Source organism: Sporofaciens musculi (assembly GCF_009830285.1).
In the GTDB taxonomy this organism is placed as follows: Bacteria; Bacillota; Clostridia; order Lachnospirales; family Lachnospiraceae; genus Sporofaciens; species Sporofaciens musculi.
In genome coordinates this window covers 28,203-47,211 of record NZ_WUQX01000001.1, presented here as the reverse complement: position 1 = coordinate 47,211, position 19,009 = coordinate 28,203, and the positions used below count along the sequence as shown (strand labels likewise).

The 19,009-nt window shown below is 43.3% G+C and carries 17 protein-coding genes and 1 pseudogene; 10 read left to right on the top strand and 8 right to left on the bottom strand.

What is annotated here, in order from left to right; genetic code table 11:
- Positions 1-4: 4 nt before the first annotated feature.
- From GN277_RS00245 to GN277_RS00225, 6 genes are all read right to left on the bottom strand, one after another.
- Positions 5-2,032, bottom strand: a complete 2,028-nt coding sequence (locus tag GN277_RS00245; RefSeq protein WP_159748868.1) for a glycosyltransferase — start codon at positions 2,030-2,032, stop codon at positions 5-7.
- Positions 2,029-3,864 carry a hypothetical protein gene (locus GN277_RS00240; protein WP_159748866.1) on the bottom strand — a complete coding sequence of 612 codons (1,836 nt, stop codon included), beginning with the start codon at positions 3,862-3,864 and terminating at the stop codon, positions 2,029-2,031. The genes GN277_RS00245 and GN277_RS00240 overlap by 4 nt, the downstream gene beginning before the upstream one ends.
- The gene (locus tag GN277_RS00235; protein WP_159748864.1) at positions 3,837-4,145 is read right to left on the bottom strand and encodes a glycosyltransferase; all 309 of its coding nucleotides are present in this window, start codon (positions 4,143-4,145) and stop codon (positions 3,837-3,839) included. Before GN277_RS00235 ends, GN277_RS00240 begins: the two co-directional genes overlap by 28 nt.
- Positions 4,146-4,241: 96 nt before the next feature.
- Positions 4,242-5,075, bottom strand: a complete 834-nt coding sequence (locus GN277_RS00230) for a flagellin N-terminal helical domain-containing protein (RefSeq protein WP_159748862.1) — start codon at positions 5,073-5,075, stop codon at positions 4,242-4,244.
- 209 nt (positions 5,076-5,284) lie between these two features.
- On the bottom strand, positions 5,285-5,596 hold the full coding sequence (locus GN277_RS29675) for a hypothetical protein (RefSeq protein WP_244324530.1): 312 nt from the start codon (positions 5,594-5,596) through the stop codon (positions 5,285-5,287).
- A gap of 17 nt (positions 5,597-5,613) precedes the next feature.
- Entirely contained in the window at positions 5,614-6,363 is a 750-nt protein-coding gene (locus GN277_RS00225) for a glycosyltransferase family 2 protein (protein ID WP_244324529.1), read from the bottom strand.
- A 171-nt stretch (positions 6,364-6,534) separates the two neighbouring features.
- Here GN277_RS00225 and GN277_RS00220 point away from each other — a divergent pair, with 171 nt between their 5' ends.
- The 4 genes and pseudogenes from GN277_RS00220 to GN277_RS00205 all read left to right on the top strand — a co-directional run bounded on the left by GN277_RS00220 (position 6,535) and on the right by GN277_RS00205 (position 12,341).
- Complete coding sequence (locus GN277_RS00220) at positions 6,535-7,152, top strand: recombinase family protein (RefSeq protein ID WP_159748860.1); 618 nt, start codon at positions 6,535-6,537, stop codon at positions 7,150-7,152.
- Between the two features lie 155 nt (positions 7,153-7,307).
- Positions 7,308-8,138: pseudogene (locus tag GN277_RS00215) on the top strand (flagellin N-terminal helical domain-containing protein); the annotation flags it as partial.
- Positions 8,139-8,221: 83 nt separating this feature from the next.
- On the top strand, positions 8,222-10,165 hold the full coding sequence (locus GN277_RS00210; protein WP_159748856.1) for a glycosyltransferase: 1,944 nt from the start codon (positions 8,222-8,224) through the stop codon (positions 10,163-10,165).
- Between the two features lie 136 nt (positions 10,166-10,301).
- Positions 10,302-12,341 carry a tetratricopeptide repeat-containing glycosyltransferase gene (locus GN277_RS00205; protein ID WP_159748854.1) on the top strand — a complete coding sequence of 680 codons (2,040 nt, stop codon included), beginning with the start codon at positions 10,302-10,304 and terminating at the stop codon, positions 12,339-12,341.
- A gap of 346 nt (positions 12,342-12,687) precedes the next feature.
- Here GN277_RS00205 and GN277_RS00200 read toward each other — a convergent pair whose 3' ends face one another.
- Both GN277_RS00200 and GN277_RS00195 read right to left on the bottom strand, forming a co-directional pair.
- Complete coding sequence (locus tag GN277_RS00200; protein ID WP_159748852.1) at positions 12,688-12,951, bottom strand: hypothetical protein; 264 nt, start codon at positions 12,949-12,951, stop codon at positions 12,688-12,690.
- 164 nt (positions 12,952-13,115) lie between these two features.
- Positions 13,116-13,622, bottom strand: a complete 507-nt coding sequence (locus GN277_RS00195) for a hypothetical protein (RefSeq protein ID WP_159748850.1) — start codon at positions 13,620-13,622, stop codon at positions 13,116-13,118.
- 267 nt (positions 13,623-13,889) lie between these two features.
- On the opposite strand from GN277_RS00195, the gene GN277_RS00190 reads away from it, so the two are divergent.
- The 6 genes from GN277_RS00190 to GN277_RS00165 all read left to right on the top strand — a co-directional run bounded on the left by GN277_RS00190 (position 13,890) and on the right by GN277_RS00165 (position 18,911).
- Entirely contained in the window at positions 13,890-14,717 is an 828-nt protein-coding gene (locus GN277_RS00190; RefSeq protein ID WP_159748848.1) for a flagellin N-terminal helical domain-containing protein, read from the top strand.
- Between the two features lie 99 nt (positions 14,718-14,816).
- Positions 14,817-15,275: a glycosyltransferase gene (locus GN277_RS00185; protein WP_159748846.1), complete on the top strand. Its 459-nt coding sequence runs from the start codon at positions 14,817-14,819 to the stop codon at positions 15,273-15,275.
- A 174-nt stretch (positions 15,276-15,449) separates the two neighbouring features.
- Positions 15,450-15,605 (top strand): hypothetical protein, encoded by a 156-nt coding sequence (locus GN277_RS00180; RefSeq protein ID WP_159748844.1) that lies wholly within the window; start codon positions 15,450-15,452, stop codon positions 15,603-15,605.
- Positions 15,606-15,652: 47 nt separating this feature from the next.
- Positions 15,653-16,657 (top strand): hypothetical protein, encoded by a 1,005-nt coding sequence (locus GN277_RS00175; RefSeq protein ID WP_159748842.1) that lies wholly within the window; start codon positions 15,653-15,655, stop codon positions 16,655-16,657.
- A complete protein-coding gene (locus tag GN277_RS00170; protein ID WP_159748840.1) occupies positions 16,654-16,887 on the top strand; it encodes a hypothetical protein in 234 nt (77 codons plus the stop codon). Before GN277_RS00175 ends, GN277_RS00170 begins: the two co-directional genes overlap by 4 nt.
- The gene (locus GN277_RS00165) at positions 16,884-18,911 is read left to right on the top strand and encodes a glycosyltransferase (RefSeq protein ID WP_159748838.1); all 2,028 of its coding nucleotides are present in this window, start codon (positions 16,884-16,886) and stop codon (positions 18,909-18,911) included. The genes GN277_RS00170 and GN277_RS00165 overlap by 4 nt, the downstream gene beginning before the upstream one ends.
- Positions 18,912-19,009: the final 98 nt, after the last annotated feature.

Below are 19,009 nucleotides of genomic sequence, written 5' to 3'. Positions count from 1 at the left end.
CGCATTATGCTTTAGCCCCTTGCCGCAATATCTCCTGTTTCATCTGCAAAACTTCAAGGTCATCTGGAAGTAGTGACAGCAGTTGTTCCATGACTCCATAAGCCTCGTCCCATTGTCCTCCATTTATTAGACCACGCAGGATTTGTTTGACTTGCTCTCCAAGTAACATAAATTCTTCTGTTATGACTTGTTTCGGAGATTGTATTTCTTCCTCCAAGTAACGAAGCAACTGCCCAACTGCTCCGGACATCTTGGGATAGATTTTAAGGGACTCCTTTAAAAACGGAAAACTCTCAATTAGTTTCCCTGCATCTATAAGGTTCAATGCATTTATGAGAGCTGAAGCGAAACGGTATCTGGTCGGAAGGGCATAAGTCTCTGGAGCCTCTAAAGCCTCCCCTTTATATACTGCCTGTGCATCAGCCAGTACGCTTTCACAGTAGTCCTTCAAAAAGCCCCTTAGTCTGACTTCCTCCAACAATTCCCTTGTCATTAGCTTCTCAAGGTAACACTGTTCCAATCTCCTTCTATAAAAAGGGAATCCATCCAATAAAGGCATAATCTTCGGATAAAACTGCTGCATTTCCACCCATTTCTTATGGTCCGTCACAGCCTTTGCATACTCGTTCCAGGCTTCCGGTGTCATTTGCTTCAACATGGGTTCCAGCAAAAATTGATTCCGTACGGCAATCTCTATCAATTCCCACTGGAAACCAGGCGGACAGTCCTTTGTACAGTTTTTCCATAATTCTTCCGTTTCTTTTAAATGTCCCTGGCCCTCAGCATAAAGTGCTTTCTGTATACGCACATAAGGATTTTCTGTATCCATCTTGGCATACGCTTCCAAGATTGCTGTCTTTTTCCCCTGATACTTCTTTTTCCATTCCTCCAACCGAGGATAATAAGGAAGGAGCTGTTCCCTGTCCTCCCAGGGAAGCCAGGAAAGAATCCGGCCTGCTATCTGGAAATCTTCTGCTTCTAACGAAAAAAACAACCCGTCCATATAGACCGGAATCATTTCCTTCGCGGCCATATCAAACGTAATCCCTGCAGCGCTCTGCAGCACAGCCTTTTCCTTATGCTCCAGAAGATAACAAAACTTCTCATGATAGAGATTGACGTATTTCAGCCCCTTCTTATATTCTTTCAGCCCACGGCATACCGCCACAAGTGTCACACTTAGATGAAGGGCGGCGGATTCCAGTGTCCGCGGATGCTTAAGGATACGCTCCCCCTCCTCCAAGGCAAGCCTTAAATCACCCGTATAAAAAATCAATAATGGAAGATGGACCTGTAACCATAGCTCATAGTTATAAATCTGTTTTTCCTTCCTGGCAAGCCCAAGCCCCCTCCTGCAGTATTCAACCGCTGGACCAAACTCGCTCACACTCCGGTATTCCTGGGCAATCTGCATACAGCATCGAGGAGAATCTGGGTCTTTCTCGTACATTTCCAAAAGCAAAGGCAGGTTACGGCTGGTCCTCGTGTCCTTCTCATCAAAACACTCCTTCCTTGCATAACCGTAATGATGTACAAATGTTGACAGATGTTTGCAAGGCTCCCCAAGTGGGACGAGATTCTCATGGATTGGAAACACAAACTCCGTTTCCGGCGTCAGACGGCACATCCTTCCCACGCCTCCATCGGAATAACGCTTCCCCTGAAAATCTAAATAATTTCGTGCAACATAAAAGGCAGACTGATACTGCCGATATTCCCCACTCTTAAAAAACTGGATAATTTCTGTTGTATCTTCAAACCACTCATCGTCGTCAATATACAGAAACCATTCTCCCCGCCCTTCCTTCAGCCCTGCATTTCGAGCTTTGGCAAAATCATCACACCAGGTAAAGGGAATAATGTGGGACGTATACTGGCGTACAAGCTCCAGCGTTTCTTCATTTTTACCGGTAAAGACAACAATCAATTCACTGTCCAGCTCCCTAAGAAGTGGTTTCAGCGAAGCAAGACATTTCCCAAGGGTCTCAATCCGGTCCGATACCAGCATGGAAATCGTAAGCTGTATATTCATAGCTTTCTCCTCCTTATTAATTCCTGGCCTATCCAGATTAATTCCAGTTCCTCCGGTATCAGCGGAAGGACCTGCTTAAGAATCTGGGAAGCCTGTGCCGTCTGGCCTGCATCCAATAGAGTATAAAGCGTCTCCTTCATCTGGCCAGCAAGGTTAAGGAACTCGTCTCCTGCCTGCAGGGCAGGGTCATCCATCCGACGGGCGGCCTGGCGGAACAACTCTGTAACCACTCCCCACATGTCCGTCTTGACATGGATTGCATCACTCAACAGACGAACAGCCTCCGGCATCTGCATTTGCTCTAATTTCTCTAATGCTTCCAGAACGGTGGCTGCAAAACGGCATTCCTTTGGCAGACAGGAAATATTTTTCCCTTCAAACATCTCCTCACGGTATAAGCCTTTGTAAAACTCCATAATGCACAGACAGTAATCTTCTAGTGTTTGTATCAGTTCTTCCCAGAGAGGGAAGCCCTTAAATAACTTCTGCTCTAACCGATATTTTTTTAGACACAGGCTGTAAAGCGGATATTCTTTTCCCAGATGTAATTCACACGCCTGAATCCGGCTGTTTAATGTATACGGTAATTCCTGTATGACTTTGTCCGTGCAACGGTCCCATGCCGCTAAATCCATCTGCTTTGCCAACAGTGACATATTTATCTGGTGACCAATGGCTTCTTTTAAGAATAACTGCCTTAGATATGTATCATATGAATCTGGATGACCCAGACAATGGGAAAACAACTCCTTTCCTTCTGTGGGCTTATCATTTTCCATCAGATACAGCGCTTTTTGGAATAGCAGATAAACCGAAACAGGACGTCCATCTTTGAGCGAATTGTCTGCTTCTCTGCTTTTCTGCAGTCTAGCTGCTTGGGAACCAGCCGTATCTGAACAGATATACTCGTGTGACCAAAGCTTAGAAAATATTTCCCAAAAAGAAGAAGCGTAGTTCTCTTTCCAGCGCTCAAACTGCGGATAATAGCGGCATAGGATATCCCCTTGTTCCCAGGGCAGCCGTTTCAAAAAAAATAACGCCGTATTCTGGTCCTTCAACTTTAGCCCAGAGGCAGAACAATCCATTCTTAATCCATAGAGGTGGTCGGGGGCTTTAATATAATCTTCGCAAAACTCACCATAACCTTGCTGTACCCAGAGGCAGGGATTTTCCTCCATGTAATCCAGCAGTTCTTCAAATCTACGGCCGTACCAGACAGCTTTCTCTGGTTCGTCTCCATTTGCACACAGATGAACCAACTGCTGGTATAAAACAAGGGAAATCAACTCCTTGGGATGCTCCGCCTTAAGCATAGACTCTATCTCCAGAATCGCTTCTCCTTTTTCAGACTTTTTGCACAACAAGCCGGACAGATAAGCCTGAAGCCACCCCTCTGAAAATGTATCACCAAACTTCCGGCATACAGCACGCCCCTTTTGGCAGTATTCCTCCGCCTTTTTCCAGTCCCCTGCCAGGTCAAACTCCTTAGTGGTCTGCATGTAATTCTTGACATGCCCTGGATTGTTCTGTATAGCTTTCAAGAGCAGGGGTATATTCCTGGCTGTTTTTTGTCCCTCCCTGTTTTCGCCATTTCCTGCATATCCGTAATGATGGACATAAGTATGGAAATATTTACATGGCTCTCTGCGGGGAGTTAATTCTTCGTGTATGGCCCCTCTAAAACAGGCTTCAGGAATTCTGCGTACCATGCGGAAGGCGGAAAAGTCAGAATATTTTGTTCCAAACCAATCCTGATAATTTCGCTGGATATAGTGGGCGCTGTGGTAATGCTTATGCTCACCGCTTAGGAAGAACTGGCAGATCTGTTCCACATCATCAAACCATTCGTCGTCATCAATGTACAGGAACCACTCCCCTGCGCAGCCTCTAAACCGATATTTCTGGCGGCAGAGAAATCATTGCACCATTCAAAGGTTATAATCTGAGGAGTATACTTTTGGGCAATTTCCAGAACCTTTTTGTCTGTTCCGGTAAATACAATAATTAATTCACTTGGAATCTTCACAAGGAGTGGTTTTAAGGAATCCAGACAGCGTTCCAGAGATTCCCTGCGGTTGGAAGCAAGGAGGGAGATAGTAAGTATGATATCCATAAGATATATAATCCTCCTGTGGAAAAAAAGCGCCCATCCAATGGACCGGCGCTTTCTGTAATCATTAAATTGAAAATCTGATATAGTGTTACTAAATTACTGTAACAACTGAAGAACTCCCTGTGGAACCTGGTTAGCCTGAGCAAGCATAGCCTGAGAAGCCTGAACCAGAATGTTGTTCTTAGTGTAAGCCATCATTTCCTTAGCCATGTCAACGTCACGGATACGAGACTCAGCAGCGGATAAGTTCTCTGTCTGAACACCTAAGTTGTTGATGGTGTGCTCTAAACGGTTCTGTAATGCACCGAAGTCGGAACGCATAGAAGATACGGCATCAATAGCCTTATTAATTGTATCGATCGAAGCTGTAGCCTGTGCTTGAGTCCCAATGTTTACAGTGCTAACACCCACCGTATTATCTCCCATCGTAGTTGTGTTCATCGTCTTCAAAGTAATAGTAATCTGATTATTTGGAGATGATGTCTCACCAGCATGGATAACCACACTTGTTGTAGTACCTGTAAATAATGTTGTCCCGTTAAAGTTAGCTGTCTTACTGATTCTATCAATTTCTGCCTTTAATGCTTTAACTTCCTTCTGCATCTCAGTACGGTTCGTAGAAGAATAAGTTCCGTTAGCAGACTGAGTAGCCAGCTCAACCATACGATTCAGCATGGAGTGAACCTCTGTCAAAGCGCCTTCAGCCGTCTGTACAAGAGAAACACCGTCTTCGGAGTTCTTCTGAGCTGTCTGCAGACCAGTGATCTGAGCACGCATCTTCTCGGAAATAGCAAGTCCGGCAGCGTCGTCACCAGCGCGGTTGATTCTGTAACCAGATGACAACTTCTCCAGGTTCTTTGTTAAAGAAGAATTATTGTTAGTTAAATTTCTGTGTGAATTTAAAGCTGTAATATTATGTTGGATTCTCATAGTTTTTCCTCCTTGAAATTGGTCAGGGACGTCCTTTTCCCTGCATGATTATTCATTATTTTATAAAAGCGAAGTGTTCGGGAGTGCAAAAAATATACTGTCCGGACCTGCCGGCGAACTGTCCAGAAAAGTACACTTATTTGGACTGCACCGAAAACTTCTTGACACCTATATTATCGTATGTTTTTGAGATATCTTAAGTCTTTTTCTCAATTTTTTAAAATAATTTTTTTCAATCGCTCTTTGGCGGGCTGATAGCCCTTTTCTGCCGCCATTTTATAGTAAGCCGAGGCTTCTTTGGCCTTGCCGTTCACCTCAAACCAGACGCCCAGATTATATGCGGCTTTAAATGAACCGTTTCCAAACACACCCTCGTGCTCCGGCACCTCCCCAATTTCCAGACATCTTCGGTAGGATTGCTCTATTTCCGGAAGATATCCAATATAATGCTGTATATCTGCGAAAATGGCCTGAGTATAGAAAGCTCCGCATGCGAAATGAAAGTCTGCATAGGCGCCCAAGCTTTGTTTTTCAGCGGCTATAAGCTGAAAACCCTTCTCATATTTTTAAGCTCTAATAGATTATAGATATACGATATCACGCCGCTTGAACGGTAACCTGTTCCGGAGTCAGGCACAAGCTGATAGAATCTTTCAAAGTAACCGTCTGCCCTTGCAAATTCTTTCATAAGCCATAATGTCCGTGAAACCTGGTACAGAAGATAGGAGTCATTAGGATTGCTATCCAGTTCTTCTAAAAGAATCTCCAGATTCCGTTTCCCTTTACCGCCTTGGAGATAGCCGTCATGGTCAAAAACCAGATTAAGAGGAGCAATTGGAAGATCGCTTATAATCTGTTCGTGTACTTTCCCCTCATAAAAAGTTCCTTTGGGAACCAGCCGGGTTGTGAATACACAGCTTTGGCTAATTTCTCCGTTAGCTTCTCTATAGCTGTCGTGCCTCTCAATTGCACCCACATGTCTGCCGGAGTCTACAAATCGCTGGATATCTGCTCTTTTTCCCGAAACCAGATATTCATCAGCATCCAGAATTAGATTCCAGTCGCAAGGGGATTGTTCAAGAGCAAAATTTCTGGCGGCCGAAAAATCATTGCACCATTCAAATTCTGAAATATGTGCATTGTATTCCTGAGCAATTTTTATTGTATTGTCAGTTGAGCCGGTGTCTGTAATGTAGATTCCATCTACGAGCTTTTCTGCCAATGATAAACATTTTTCCAAACTGCGGCTTTCATTTCTTACAATCATAACAAGTCCTATTGTAGTCATTTTCATCCTCCCCATTCGTTTTTTCTATTATAACGTTTAACAATCAAGAATTCAACTGCCATACCTCTGGGAACATGTGAAGATTCATGGATGTATATCAAGAAAGATTATGCAATCAGGATATTTTTATGTATACTCAAAATCAGGTAAATTCAATGTAGGAGGTATGAAATGAACAATAAGGTATACGGTTATATCCGAGTCTCTACGCAGGAACAAAATATTGAACGGCAAATGATTGCTCTCCTTGATGCGGGGATGGACACAAAAGATATTTACATCGATAAACAGAGTGGGAAGAATTTCAAACGACCTGCTTATGTGCGAATGATGCGGCGTGTCCGGGAAGGAGATCTGATTATTGTAAAGAGTATAGACAGATTGGGCCGAAATTATCAGGAGATTATGGAACAATGGCGTGTCATTACAAAAGAAAAAAAGGTTGATATCCGTATTCTGGACATGCCCTTGTTAGACACTACACGGACAAAAGATTTGCTGGGGACTTTTATCAGTGATGTTGTATTGCAGCTTCTTTCTTTTGTTGCAGAAAATGAGCGCAACAATATTCGCCAAAGGCAGGCAGAAGGCATTGCGGCGGCCAAGGCAAGGGGAATTCGGTTTGGAAAACCCAAAATACCTATGCCGGATAATTTTCAGGAACTATATCAACAATGGGAAATGGATTACATATCTACTGAAGATTTCGCGGCGTTATGTCACGTGGGACGAAGTACTTTATATAAACGTATTCGAGAATATCGGGAACTAATTCATTTTGAAGATTAAGGATTTTGTCCACTTATCTGTACCTTTTTAAACAGTTCGCCGGCAGGTTTAGGCAGATATACTTAATTGTTCTCCCGAACACTTCTATAAAGAAAAAAATTAATAAATATGCAGGAAAAAGGAATTTCCTGACGCAAATTCAAGGAGGAAAAACTATGAGAATCCAACATAATATTACAGCTTTAAATTCACACAGAAATTTAACTAACAATAATTCTTCTTTAACAAAGAACCTGGAAAAATTGTCATCTGGCTATAGAATCAACCGCGCTGGTGATGACGCTGCCGGACTTGCTATTTCTGAAAAGATGCGTGCTCAGATCACTGGTCTGCAGACAGCTCAGAAGAACGCAGAAGATGGTGTTTCTCTTGTACAGACAGCAGAAGGCGCTTTGACAGAAGTTCACTCCATGCTGAATCGTATGGTTGAGTTGGCTACTCAGTCTGCAAACGGAACTTATTCTTCCACAAACCGTAATGAGATGAAGGAAATTACTGCGTTAAAGGACGAGATTGACCGAATCAGTAATACGGCTAACTTCAATGGTACGACATTGTTCAAAGGATTTACCTCAAAAGCAGTTGCTATCCATGCAGGTGAAACTTCTTCTCCAAACAATCAGATCAAGATTACCTTGAAGCAGATGAGTTCAACCGGAATCGGCGATACCAATACTGGTGTTACGGGTGTTAATATTTCAACCCAGACAGGCGCTACAGCCGCAATTAACGTTATAAACGATGCAATTGATGCAGTATCATCCTTACGTTCCGACTTCGGTGCATTGCAGAATCGTCTGGAGCATACTATCAACAACTTAGGTGTTCAGACAGAGAACTTATCCGCTGCTGAGTCCCGTATTCGTGACGTTGATATGGCTAAGGAAATGATGGCTTACACTAAGAACAACATTCTGGTTCAGGCTTCTCAGGCTATGCTTGCTCAGGCTAATCAGGTTCCACAGGGAGTTCTTCAGTTGTTACAGAGTAATTTCAATTTAATGATTATAGAAAGCGCCGGTCCATTGGATGGGCGCTTTCTTTTTCCCACAGGAGGATTATATTTCTTATGGATATCACACTTACCATCTCCCTTCTTTCTTCCAACCGCAGGGAATCCCTGGAACGCTGCCTGGATTCCCTAAAACCGCTCCTCGTAAAGATTCCAAGTGAATTAATTATTGTATTTACCGGAACAGACGAAAAGGTTCTGGAAATTGCCCAAAAGTATACGCCTCAGGTCATGACCTTTGAATGGTGTGATGATTTTTCTGCCGCCAGAAATATCGGCTTAAAAGCCGCACAGGGGGAGTGGTTCCTCTACCTTGACGATGATGAATGGTTTGATGATGTGGAAGAAATTTGCCAGTTCTTCCTAAGCGGGGAATACAGGCACTATTGCTGCGCCCATTATATACAGCGGAATTATGAGGACTGGAACGGGACAAAGTATTCTGACTTTTCTGCCTTCCGGATGACCCGAAGGTATCCAGGAAGTTGTTTCTATGGGGCAATCCATGAGGAATTATCCCCGCGTATAGCGCCTTGTAAATATTTTCAAACCTGTGTCCATCATTATGGCTATGTGAAGAATACTGAGAATGGAAATATTTCCAAAACTTCCCGAAACATCCCCATGCTTTTGCGAGCCATTGAGAATCAGCCAAAGCAGGTGAAAAACTATATCCAGCTTGCTAAGGAGTTCGATCTGGCTGGTAATTGGAAAGCAGCAGAGGAATACTGCCGGAAAGGGCTTAGTGTCTGCCATGAATCAAGCGACTTGTATTCAACAGGGTGGCTTAAGGCTTATCTTTCTTATCTTATTTCTAAAAAACCTGGTAATATACCGGCAATCTCAGAGATTGAAATGCTTCTAACACAGGAGCCTCCAACGGAGCTGATTCGTCTGACGCTTTTCCAGCAGCTGATTCATCTGTGTGCAGAAGAAAAGGAACCGGGGAAGGCAGTAGGGTACGGACATAAATTTGAGAAGTTACTGAAAAAGATGGATGAAGACGGGAAGCTCTGGGAGCAGCAAACCTATGGTGAGTTTAGTGAACATTATATTAAAAGTTCGGAGCGCCTTTACAACACGCGGATGGATTGCGCTGCCTGTGCGATGGAAATGCAGGATTGGGCGGATGCGCTATATTTTATGAAGCTCTTTCCCTGGGATACGGAGGATATCCTGCAGCGGTATTATTCAGTTTTTGAAAAATGGAGAAAGACATATAACGAGCCTTTTACTGACCTGCTTCTTCAGATATTGGAGGATATAATGAATGACTCCGGTATATCCCTTTATTTTGATGTTAATGAAGCTTCCGGCGTGTCCCTTCCTGTCTATCTGCTGTTTCAAAGAGCATTAGCATATTTTAATAAGGGCCAGAAAAACGAAGGTCTAAGCCTGTTTACATATTGCATAATGCATACGGATAATGAGTGTTTACGACAACTGCTGCTTAAGGAAGCCATTTATCATCAGGTCAGTGTGATTCCATTAGCGGCACAGATGGCTCTGGATATCTGGAATGAGCTTGTAGGAAAAGTGGTGAAGGTGCTGCCGTTTTCTCTAAATGACCGCCTTCAAGTATGTGTAAAGGAGATAGAGACTCGCTATCCACTCCATAGCCTCTGCTTGGAGAAACAGAGGCTTGAACAAAAATTATCTAAGGGCTTCCCTCTGTGGGATGGTCTTACAGAAGATTTAGAAAATTATTGCATGTGTATCACAGAGTTCTATAAGGGCCTTTACCGTGAAGATTGGTTAAAGAAAGAAAACAGTGTATTTCTCCCCGCTGAATATCGTTTTGCCAGAATAGCTTTAACGGCGTTAGAAGCCTTAAAGCAAGAGGAGATACCAGAGGCGGTCCGCCTGTTTGGAGACGCTTTTCATATCAATCCAGATATGTCGGGAGTGATTACAGAGTTAATTCGACAGACTGTACGCAGGCTTGGCGATCCGGCATTGCATGGGGGAACAGAATTCTTCAGCAGCTTGCTAGCCAGATGAAAGAGATGCTGCGTACTCTGTTGTATGCTAATCAGACAGAACAGGCTGCCGAAATTTTGAACCAACTTCTTCCCATTATACCGGAAGACCTGGAATTGATTTGGATACGTCAAGAATTCATAAGGAGGACAAGGTCATGAATATACAGCTTTCTATCTCCATGTTAGTGTCAGACCGAATGGAGACCCTTGGAAAATGTCTTGCATCTTTGAAACCGCTTCTCACAGAATTGGACAGCGAACTGATTGTTGTTTTTACTGGAAAAAATGAAGAAACGTTGGAGCTCATACAGCAGTATACGACGCATATCATTCCATTTACCTGGTGTGATGACTTCTCAAAGGCCCGAAATGCCGGATTGAAGGAAGCGAAGGGGGAATGGTTCCTGTATCTGGATGACGATGAATGGTTTGAGGATACAAGGGAAATTATTCAGTTTTTTAAGAGTGGTGAATATAGGCGATACCAGTCTGCCTTTTATATTGTACGAAATTATCTGGACTTTGAGGGTGAACGATTTTCAGATGGAGATGTAGGGAGAATGTGCCGATTGACACCAGAAACGGAATTCGTATTTCCCATTCATGAAAATCTGATTCCCTTTTCCGAGCCATGCAAAAAACTTACTGCGTTTGTGCATCATTTTGGTTATGCAAGGAAAGAAACATATGAACGAAAAGCTACTAAGACTAGCAGGAATCTTCCGCCTCTTTTGGAAATGTATGAAGAAAATCCTAATTCACCTCAATGCTGTATGCAGATTTCTCAAGAATACAGAAGTGTGGGAGAATATGATAAGGCGGTCGAATACTGCCGGAGGGGGCTTTCACTAGCACGAAATGATGAGTTAATCTATAATTATGAGCTATGGTTACAAGTGAATCTTCCGCTTCTAATTTCTTATACTGGTGATCTGGAACTTGCGTTGGAGGAAGGGGAACGAATGCTTAAACATTCACGAACTTTGGAGGCAGGCTCCCTTCATCTGAGTGTAACGCTTACGGCCCTATGTCTAAAATTGAAGAAATATCGGAAAGGCTTGCGTTATGTTCGCCTGTATCATGAAAAGCTGCTGTATCTTCTAAAGCATCCTGAAAAAGCTATACTGCAAAGAGCGCCGGGGCTGACTTTAGACAGCGCCAAGAAAGAAACGGTTCCTGTCTATATGGACGGACTGTTTTTTGCCGCAGAAGATAAAGATTTTCAGACGGCAAAGCAGATTCTCTCTTGGATGCCCTGGGAGGATGAAAATCAGATGATGCCTCATTATCCACGGTTGGAGGAATGGAAAAATACCTTTGAAAATCAAAAGGATGCTATTCTGAGAGAGTATGAGCATCTAAAGACGTCTAATTCATACGTATGTATTCAAAAGGTACTTTTTGCAGAGAAACAAAAGCGAAAGCAAAAGGCGGAGGAATTATGGAGAGAATGTGCAGCCAACTGTCCGCCGGGGTTCCAGTGGGAGTTATTTGAGATTGCTGTGCGTAATCAGTTTTCATTAGAAGCATTGCTTGACCACATGTCTCCGGAGGCATGGAATGAATATTCGGAAACGGTAACGGAACGCAAGGAATGGGCAGAAATGCAGGCATTCTATCAGAAGATTATGCCGTTATTGAAGGTACGTCCGTTCTATGAAAGGAAGCTGGAGCAATGTTTTTTGGAGAAGCTTCTAACAAGGGAACTGTTTGAGCCAGTTAAATTAATTGAATTGTTGAAGCAATATTGTACAAGCATCTGTACCGATGCATCATTTTTATACAAGGAGGAGGTTCTTGCCAAGCCTGAGGCTTTTGCCCTTCCGACCAGATATCGCTTTGCTGCACCTCTCAAGGATGCTTTGAGACTCATAGAGGCTGGAAAATTTATTGAGAGTTTTCCACTTTTGAAGGATGCCCTTCATATCTATCCGAAGATGTCAGGAACAGTTGGACAGTTGCTGCGGTATTTAGAGGAAGAAATACAATCTCCAAAGCAGGCTGTACCGGAGGAATTTATGTTGCTTGGTGAGCAGGTAAAACAAGTTCTGCGCGGGTTGATAGATGGTGGACAGTGGACTGAGGCATATGGAGTCATGGGGCAGTTGTTATCACTTCTGCCGGATGATCTTGAGATTCTGCGAATGAAGCAGGAGATTTTACGGCAGGGCGCAGGGATACAGAACTTGTATTAGAAGAAACTCCTTTTGCGATTGGATTGATGATCATATTCTCTGCAGGGATTCTAGGACAGATTCCTGCAATTACGGGTAGCTGCTTCAAAAGATTAAGATAAAGTTTATAGTGGAGACAATGATGTATATATCACTGCCTCCACTACATCGGTCTATTTATTTCTCGGCAGTTCCATTTGGCACGTATCGCTGGACTTAGAAAAGCCTGGGACGATACATAGCTTTTGCGATATGATAATCCTCTTTATTAGGTATTTTGCAGGGTGTATTCTCATATTAACGTACATTGTTGGACGAAGTCCACCCACCCGAAGGGTATGCATTACGGTGTGCCCTTTGGGTATACTTACTTGCTGTAATCCTGCATTTTCTTTCTAAACAGTTCTTCTGATAGGTTAGCCTGGGCGGCTGCTTCTGCAATGGATAACAGATTACCGCAAACAAGATCAAACAGCATCTCTAATCTTCCTTCTTTACGCCCCTCTAATCTCCCTTCCCTTAAAATCGTCTTTGCCTCATATTCAAGAACCTTTCCTCCCATAACCGATTTCACTCCTCTCCTGACCGCTTCATATTTTCCTGCGATATGCTCCAATACCTTACCCGACATATCTATAATCGTACATTTCGTGTATTCGCTGATCTCATGGTCTTTCAGCAGATCTTCCAGCCGGCTCCTGATTTCTTCATATTCCCCTTTCAGTTTCTCCAGCTTTGACTCATCCTGGTTATATTCTTCAAATCTCCTCTCGTGTGAAAAAATATAAAAGGGAATCAGGAATAAAAGCCTTTTTTAAATATTTCTCCCAACGTATACTGCTGTGACTTCATCACCTGAATCTCATAGGAAATACTGCCTCCCGGCGTGATAATCTCTGTCTTTAACTGATTCGGCGTTGTGCTGCCGCTTCTCAGATATAATACGGCAGAATGAGGCAGCGTCACCCGTAGCACATTTCCTTGGATCACCCCCTCATCCAACGCGATTTGGGTATCATATTCAAAGAATCTGATTAACATACTGTTGTCTGCGCTGCTCTGACATTCCAGATGATATTTCTTGGTTTTCGTGCCGATGATTTTAAAGCAGGTATCTGTAATTCGTTCCGCTTCATGGCCATCCTGTTGATTTATATAATGCTCATTTGGCGAAAATATAATATCTTCCTTCCCTGTGTAGTTCTCTCCAAACACTTCGTTAATCACCGGGATAATCAGGCCGCTACAGTCATTCAGTAAGGTACGGAATACGTCATCGTAAGGTGTATTGGCAGTACCCATGTTTTATCAATCCTCCCCGTCAGAGATAAAAGACTCTGTTTATAAGATAAGTTTAGCATTATTCATAGGAAAATACAATCTGGAATTCGGTATAGTTATATCAGTAATTTATGCTGTGATTCCATCAATGCGTACTTTTCTGGACAGTTCGCCGGCAGGTCCGGACAGTATATTTTTGCACTCCCGAACACTTCGCTTTTATAAAAAAATAATGAATAATCATGCAGGGAAAAGGAAGTCCCTGACCAATTTCAAGGAGGAAAAACTATGAGAATCCAACATAATATTACAGCTTTAAATTCACACAGAAATTTAACTAACAACAATTCTTCTTTAACAAAGAACCTGGAGAAGCTATCATCTGGTTACAGAATCAACCGCGCTGGCGACGACGCTGCCGGACTTGCCATTTCCGAGAAGATGCGTGCTCAGATCACTGGTCTGCAGACAGCTCAGAAGAACTCCGAAGACGGTGTTTCTCTTGTACAGACGGCTGAAGGCGCTTTGACAGAGGTTCACTCCATGCTGAATCGTATGGTTGAGCTGGCTACTCAGTCTGCTAACGGAACTTATTCAAGCGCTAACCGTAGTGAGATGCAGAAGGAAATTGTTGCGTTAAGAAATGAGATTGACCGAATCAGTAATACTGCTAACTTTAATGGAACTACTTTATTCTCAAGCCTTGGCGGAGATACAAAAGAAGTTGCTATCCATGCTGGTGAGACATCTAAGACTGATAACCAGATTACAATTACGCTTCAAAAAATGGATACAAATAGTCTGGGAATCGATGCGCTTGATATCGGCGAGGCTGATACTGCCAGAGAGGCTATTGATACAATCAATGATGCTATTGATGATATTTCCTCTCTGCGTTCCGACTTCGGTGCATTACAGAACCGTCTGGAGCACACTATCAACAACTTAGGTGTTCAGACAGAGAACTTATCTGCTGCTGAGTCTCGTATCCGTGACGTTGACATGGCTAAGGAAATGATGGCTTACACTAAGAACAACATTCTGGTTCAGGCTTCTCAGGCTATGCTTGCTCAGGCTAATCAGGTTCCACAGGGAGTTCTTCAGTTGTTACAGTAATTTAGTAACGCTATATCGGATTTTCAATTTAATGATTACAGAAAGCGCCGGTCCATTGGATGGGCGCTTTCTTTTTCCCACAGGAGGATTATATTTCTTATGGATATTATACTTACCATCTCCCTTCTTGCTTCCAACCGCAGGGAATCCCTGGAACGCTGCCTGGATTCCTTAAAACCGCTCCTTGTGAAGATTCCAAGTGAATTAATTATTGTATTTACCGGAACAGACGAAAAGGTTCTGGAAATTGCCCAAAAGTATACGCCCCAGGTCATAACCTTTGAATGGTGTGATGATTTTTCCGCCGCCAGAAATATTGGCTTAAAGGCTGCACAGGGAGAATGGTTCCTCTATCTTGACGATGATGAGTGGTTTGACGATGTGGAAGAAATCTGCCAGTTCTTCCTAAGCGGTGAGTATAAGCATTATCACAGCGCCCATTATATACAACGGAATTATGAGAACTGGAATGGAACAAAATATTCTGACTTTTCCGCTTTTCGGATGGTGCAAAGATATCCAGAAAGCCGATTTCAGGGGCAATTCATGAAGAATTAGTCCCGCGTATAGAGCCTTGTAAATATTTACAAACCTGCGTCCATCATTACGGTTATGTAAAGGATGCTGAAAATAGAAATATTCAAAAAACATCCCGAAATATTCCCCTGCTTTTACAAGCTATTGAGAGTCATCCAAAGCAGGTAAAAAATTATATACAGATTTCCAAAGAGCTTGAACTGGCAGGAGATTGGAAAGCGGCAGAAGAATACTGCCGAAGAGGGCTTTGCGTCTGCCGTGAATCGGGGGACTTGTATTCATCAGGGTGGTTTAAGGCTTATCTTTCCTACCTTGTTTCTAACAAACCAGGGAACAGATCAGCCGTTTTAGAACTCGAAACCCTCATAACACAGGAAGCTCTAACGGAGTTGATTTGTTTGGTGCTTTATCAGCAGCTTATTCATCTGTGCAGAGAGGCAAAAGAACCAGAAAAGGCAGTATGTTATGGGTACAAATTTGAAAAGCTTCTGAAAGAAATGGACGAAAACAAAAAGCTTTGGGAACAGCAAACCTATGGGGAGTTTTGCGAAGGTTATATTAAAACTCCAGACCACCTCTATGGGGCACGGGTGGATTGTGTTGCTTGTGCATTAAAATTAGATGCACAGGAAGATGCTTTCTTCTTTTTAAAGCGTCTGCCATGGGAACAAGGGGATATCCTATGCCGTTATTATCCGGAGTTTGAACGCTGGAAAGAGATATATACATCCTCTTTTAGAAAAGTGTTTTCTAAATTTTGGACAGATGCTTCCATTCCTTCAGATGCGTCGAATTCTCTCAGGGAAGGAGAAGCGTTACCGGTTTATCTGCTATTCCAAAAAGCATTGTGTTTGCTCCAAGATAATAAAACTGATGAAGGAGGTGCGTTGCTTCTTCACTGCATGACTCACCCAGATTCAGATGAAGCATATCTAAGGAAGTTACTCCTTAAAGAAGCCATCCGTCATCAGATTAGTGTGTCACTTTTGGCCAAACAGGCAGATTGGGATACATGGGTTTTTGTCGCAAAAGTGGTTGAGGAATTGCCCTATACATTAAACAGTCGAATTCAGGCGTGTGAAGAAAATCTAAAAGAAGATTATCCGTTTCACAGTCTATGCCTGAAAAAGCATCGACTAAGGCAGAAATTATCCAAGGGCTTCCCTCTTTGGGAAGAACTGATACAAACATTAGAAGCTTACTGTCTGTGTATCATGGAGTTTTATAGAGGCTTATACCATGACGAAATATTTGAAGTGAAAAATATTTCCTCTCTGCCAAATGAATACCGCTTTGCATCCACTGTCCTGGAAGCGTTAGCGAAATTAGAGCAGATGCAGATGCCGGAGGCTGTCCGGCTGTTGGGAGAGGCGCTCCATATTATGCCGGATATGACGGGGTGATTACAGAGTTATTCCGCCAGGCTGCCCGAAGGATGGATAACCCTGCCCTGCATGCAGGAGAAGAATTCCTTAAGCTTGCCGGACAGATGAAGGACACACTTTATGCTCTGCTAGATACAAGCCAGACGGTACAGGCTTCCCAGATTCTTAAGCAGGTCCTTCCGCTGATGCCCGAAGAACTGGAATTAATCTGGATAGGACAGGAATTAATAAGGAGGAGAAAGCTATGAATATACAGCTTACAATTTCCATGCTGGTATCGGACCGGATGGAGACCCTTGGGAAGTGTCTTGCTTCTTTGAAGCCACTTCTTAGGGAGCTGGACAGTGAATTGATTGTTGTCTTTACCGGTAAAAATGAAGAAACGCTGGAGCTTGTACGTCAGTATACATCCCACATTATTCCATTTACCTGGTGTGATGATTTTGCCAAAGCTCGAAATGCAGGGCTGAAGGAAGGGCGGGGAGAATGGTTTCTGTATATTGACGACGATGAGTGGTTTGAAGATACAACAGAAATTATCCAGTTTTTTAAGAGTGGGGAATATCGGCAGTATCAGTCTGCCTTTTATGTTGCACGAAATTATTTAGATTTTCAGGGGAAGCGTTATTCCGATGGAGGCGTAGGCAGAATGTGTCGTCTGACACCGGAAACAGAGTTTGTTTTTCCAATCCACGAGAATCTTATTCCTCTTGCAGAACCATGTAAACATCTGTCAGCATTTGTCCATCATTACGGATATGCAAGGAAGGAGCGGTTTGAGGAGAAGGACACGAGGACCAGCCGTAACCTGCCGCTGCTTTTAGAAATGTATGAAAATAACCCTACATCCCCATTATGCTGTATGCAGCTTGCCCAGGAATACAGAAGTGTGAGTGAGTTTGACTCGGCGGTTGAATACTGTAGGAAGGGGCTTTGGCTTGCCAGGAGGGAGAAACGCATCTATAACTATGAGCTATGGTTACAGGTGAACCTGCCCTTATTGATTTTCTATACTGACGATTTAAGGCTTGCCCTGGAGGAAGGTGAGCGTATCCTTAAGCATCCACGGACTCTGGAGGCCGGCGCCCTTCATCTTAGCATAATGCTGGTAACGGTATGTAGAAAGCTTAGAGAATATAGGAAAGGGCTAAAATATGTCAGACTCTATCATGAGAAGCTTATGTATCTTCTGACGCATAGGGAAAAGGCTATGCTGCAGAACGCTGCCGAAGTCACGTTTGATATGGCCGCGAAGGAAATGGTTCCGGTGTATATGGACGGATTGTTCTTTGCTTTGGAAGCCATGGATTTCCAGATGGCAAGCCAGCTTCTTACCTGGATTCCCTGGGAGGAGAGGGAACGAGTCTTTCCGCATTATCCTCGGTTGGAAGAATGGAAAAAGGAATATCAAGGGAAAAGGGAGGCAATCTTGGGGGTGTATGCCAGTCTGGATACCGAAAACCCATATGTGCGTATCCAGAAAGTACTATATGCTGAGAGCCAGGGACATTTGGAAGAAGCGAAGGCGTTATGGCGGAAGTGCGCTGATGACTGTCCGGATGGTTTTCAGTGGGAATTGATAGAGATTGCCGTACGGAATCAATTTTTGCTGGAGCCCATGTTGAAGAAGATGCCGCCGGAGGCTTGGAACGAATATGCCGAAGCTGTAACAGGGAATAAGAAATGGACGGAAATGGAAGCGTTTTATCCGAAGCTCATGCCTTTATTAGATGGATTTCCCTTTTATAGGAGGAGATTAGACCAGTGCTACCTGGAGAAGTTGTTGACAAGGGAGTTGTTGGAGGCGTCCAGATTAAGAGATTTATTAATGGGTTACTGTGAAAGCGTGCTGACTGATGCACAGGCAGTATATAAAGAGGAAGCTTTAGCGGCTCCAGAGACTTATGCCCTTCCGACAAGATATCGGTTCGCCGTGGCTCTGAAAAAGGCTTTAGATCATATAGATGAGGGACGATTTAAAGATAGCCTTACTCTTTTGAAAGAAGGGGGATTGATCTATCCGCAAATGTCGGGAGCGGTAAGTCAATTACTAAGGAATCTGGAGGAAGAACTGGAAGCCCAGAGTAAGAGGGCGCCAGAGGAGTTTACAGTGCTTGGAGGACAGGTGAAGCAGGTTTTACGGGGATTGATAGAGGTAAAACAGTGGAATGAAGCATATGGGGTGATGGAGCAGTTATTGCCGCTTTTACCGGAGGATCTGGAGGTTCTGCGGATGAAACAGGAAATATTACGACTGGGGAAACAAGGATGAGGTTTATTTTGTTTTCGTCGGCGTATGCTGTCTTTTTAAAGTAAAAAATAAAGGGGATTCCTTCTGCAATGGAAGGAGTCCCCCTTTAATATAATATT

Bases quoted from the DNA above. Each gene is read 5' to 3' on its own strand.
- GN277_RS00245 (WP_159748868.1), bottom strand. From the start codon at position 2,032: ATGAATATACAGCTTACGATTTCCATGCTGGTATCGGACCGGATTGAG.
- GN277_RS00235 (WP_159748864.1), bottom strand. From the start codon at position 4,145: ATGGATATCATACTTACTATCTCCCTCCTTGCTTCCAACCGCAGGGAA.
- GN277_RS00230 (WP_159748862.1), bottom strand. From the start codon at position 5,075: ATGAGAATCCAACATAATATTACAGCTTTAAATTCACACAGAAATTTA.
- GN277_RS00225 (WP_244324529.1), bottom strand. From the start codon at position 6,363: ATGACTACAATAGGACTTGTTATGATTGTAAGAAATGAAAGCCGCAGT.
- GN277_RS00220 (WP_159748860.1), top strand. From the start codon at position 6,535: ATGAACAATAAGGTATACGGTTATATCCGAGTCTCTACGCAGGAACAA.
- GN277_RS00210 (WP_159748856.1), top strand. From the start codon at position 8,222: ATGGATATCACACTTACCATCTCCCTTCTTTCTTCCAACCGCAGGGAA.
- GN277_RS00205 (WP_159748854.1), top strand. From the start codon at position 10,302: ATGAATATACAGCTTTCTATCTCCATGTTAGTGTCAGACCGAATGGAG.
- GN277_RS00200 (WP_159748852.1), bottom strand. From the start codon at position 12,951: ATGTCGGGTAAGGTATTGGAGCATATCGCAGGAAAATATGAAGCGGTC.
- GN277_RS00195 (WP_159748850.1), bottom strand. From the start codon at position 13,622: ATGGGTACTGCCAATACACCTTACGATGACGTATTCCGTACCTTACTG.
- GN277_RS00190 (WP_159748848.1), top strand. From the start codon at position 13,890: ATGAGAATCCAACATAATATTACAGCTTTAAATTCACACAGAAATTTA.
- GN277_RS00185 (WP_159748846.1), top strand. From the start codon at position 14,817: ATGGATATTATACTTACCATCTCCCTTCTTGCTTCCAACCGCAGGGAA.
- GN277_RS00165 (WP_159748838.1), top strand. From the start codon at position 16,884: ATGAATATACAGCTTACAATTTCCATGCTGGTATCGGACCGGATGGAG.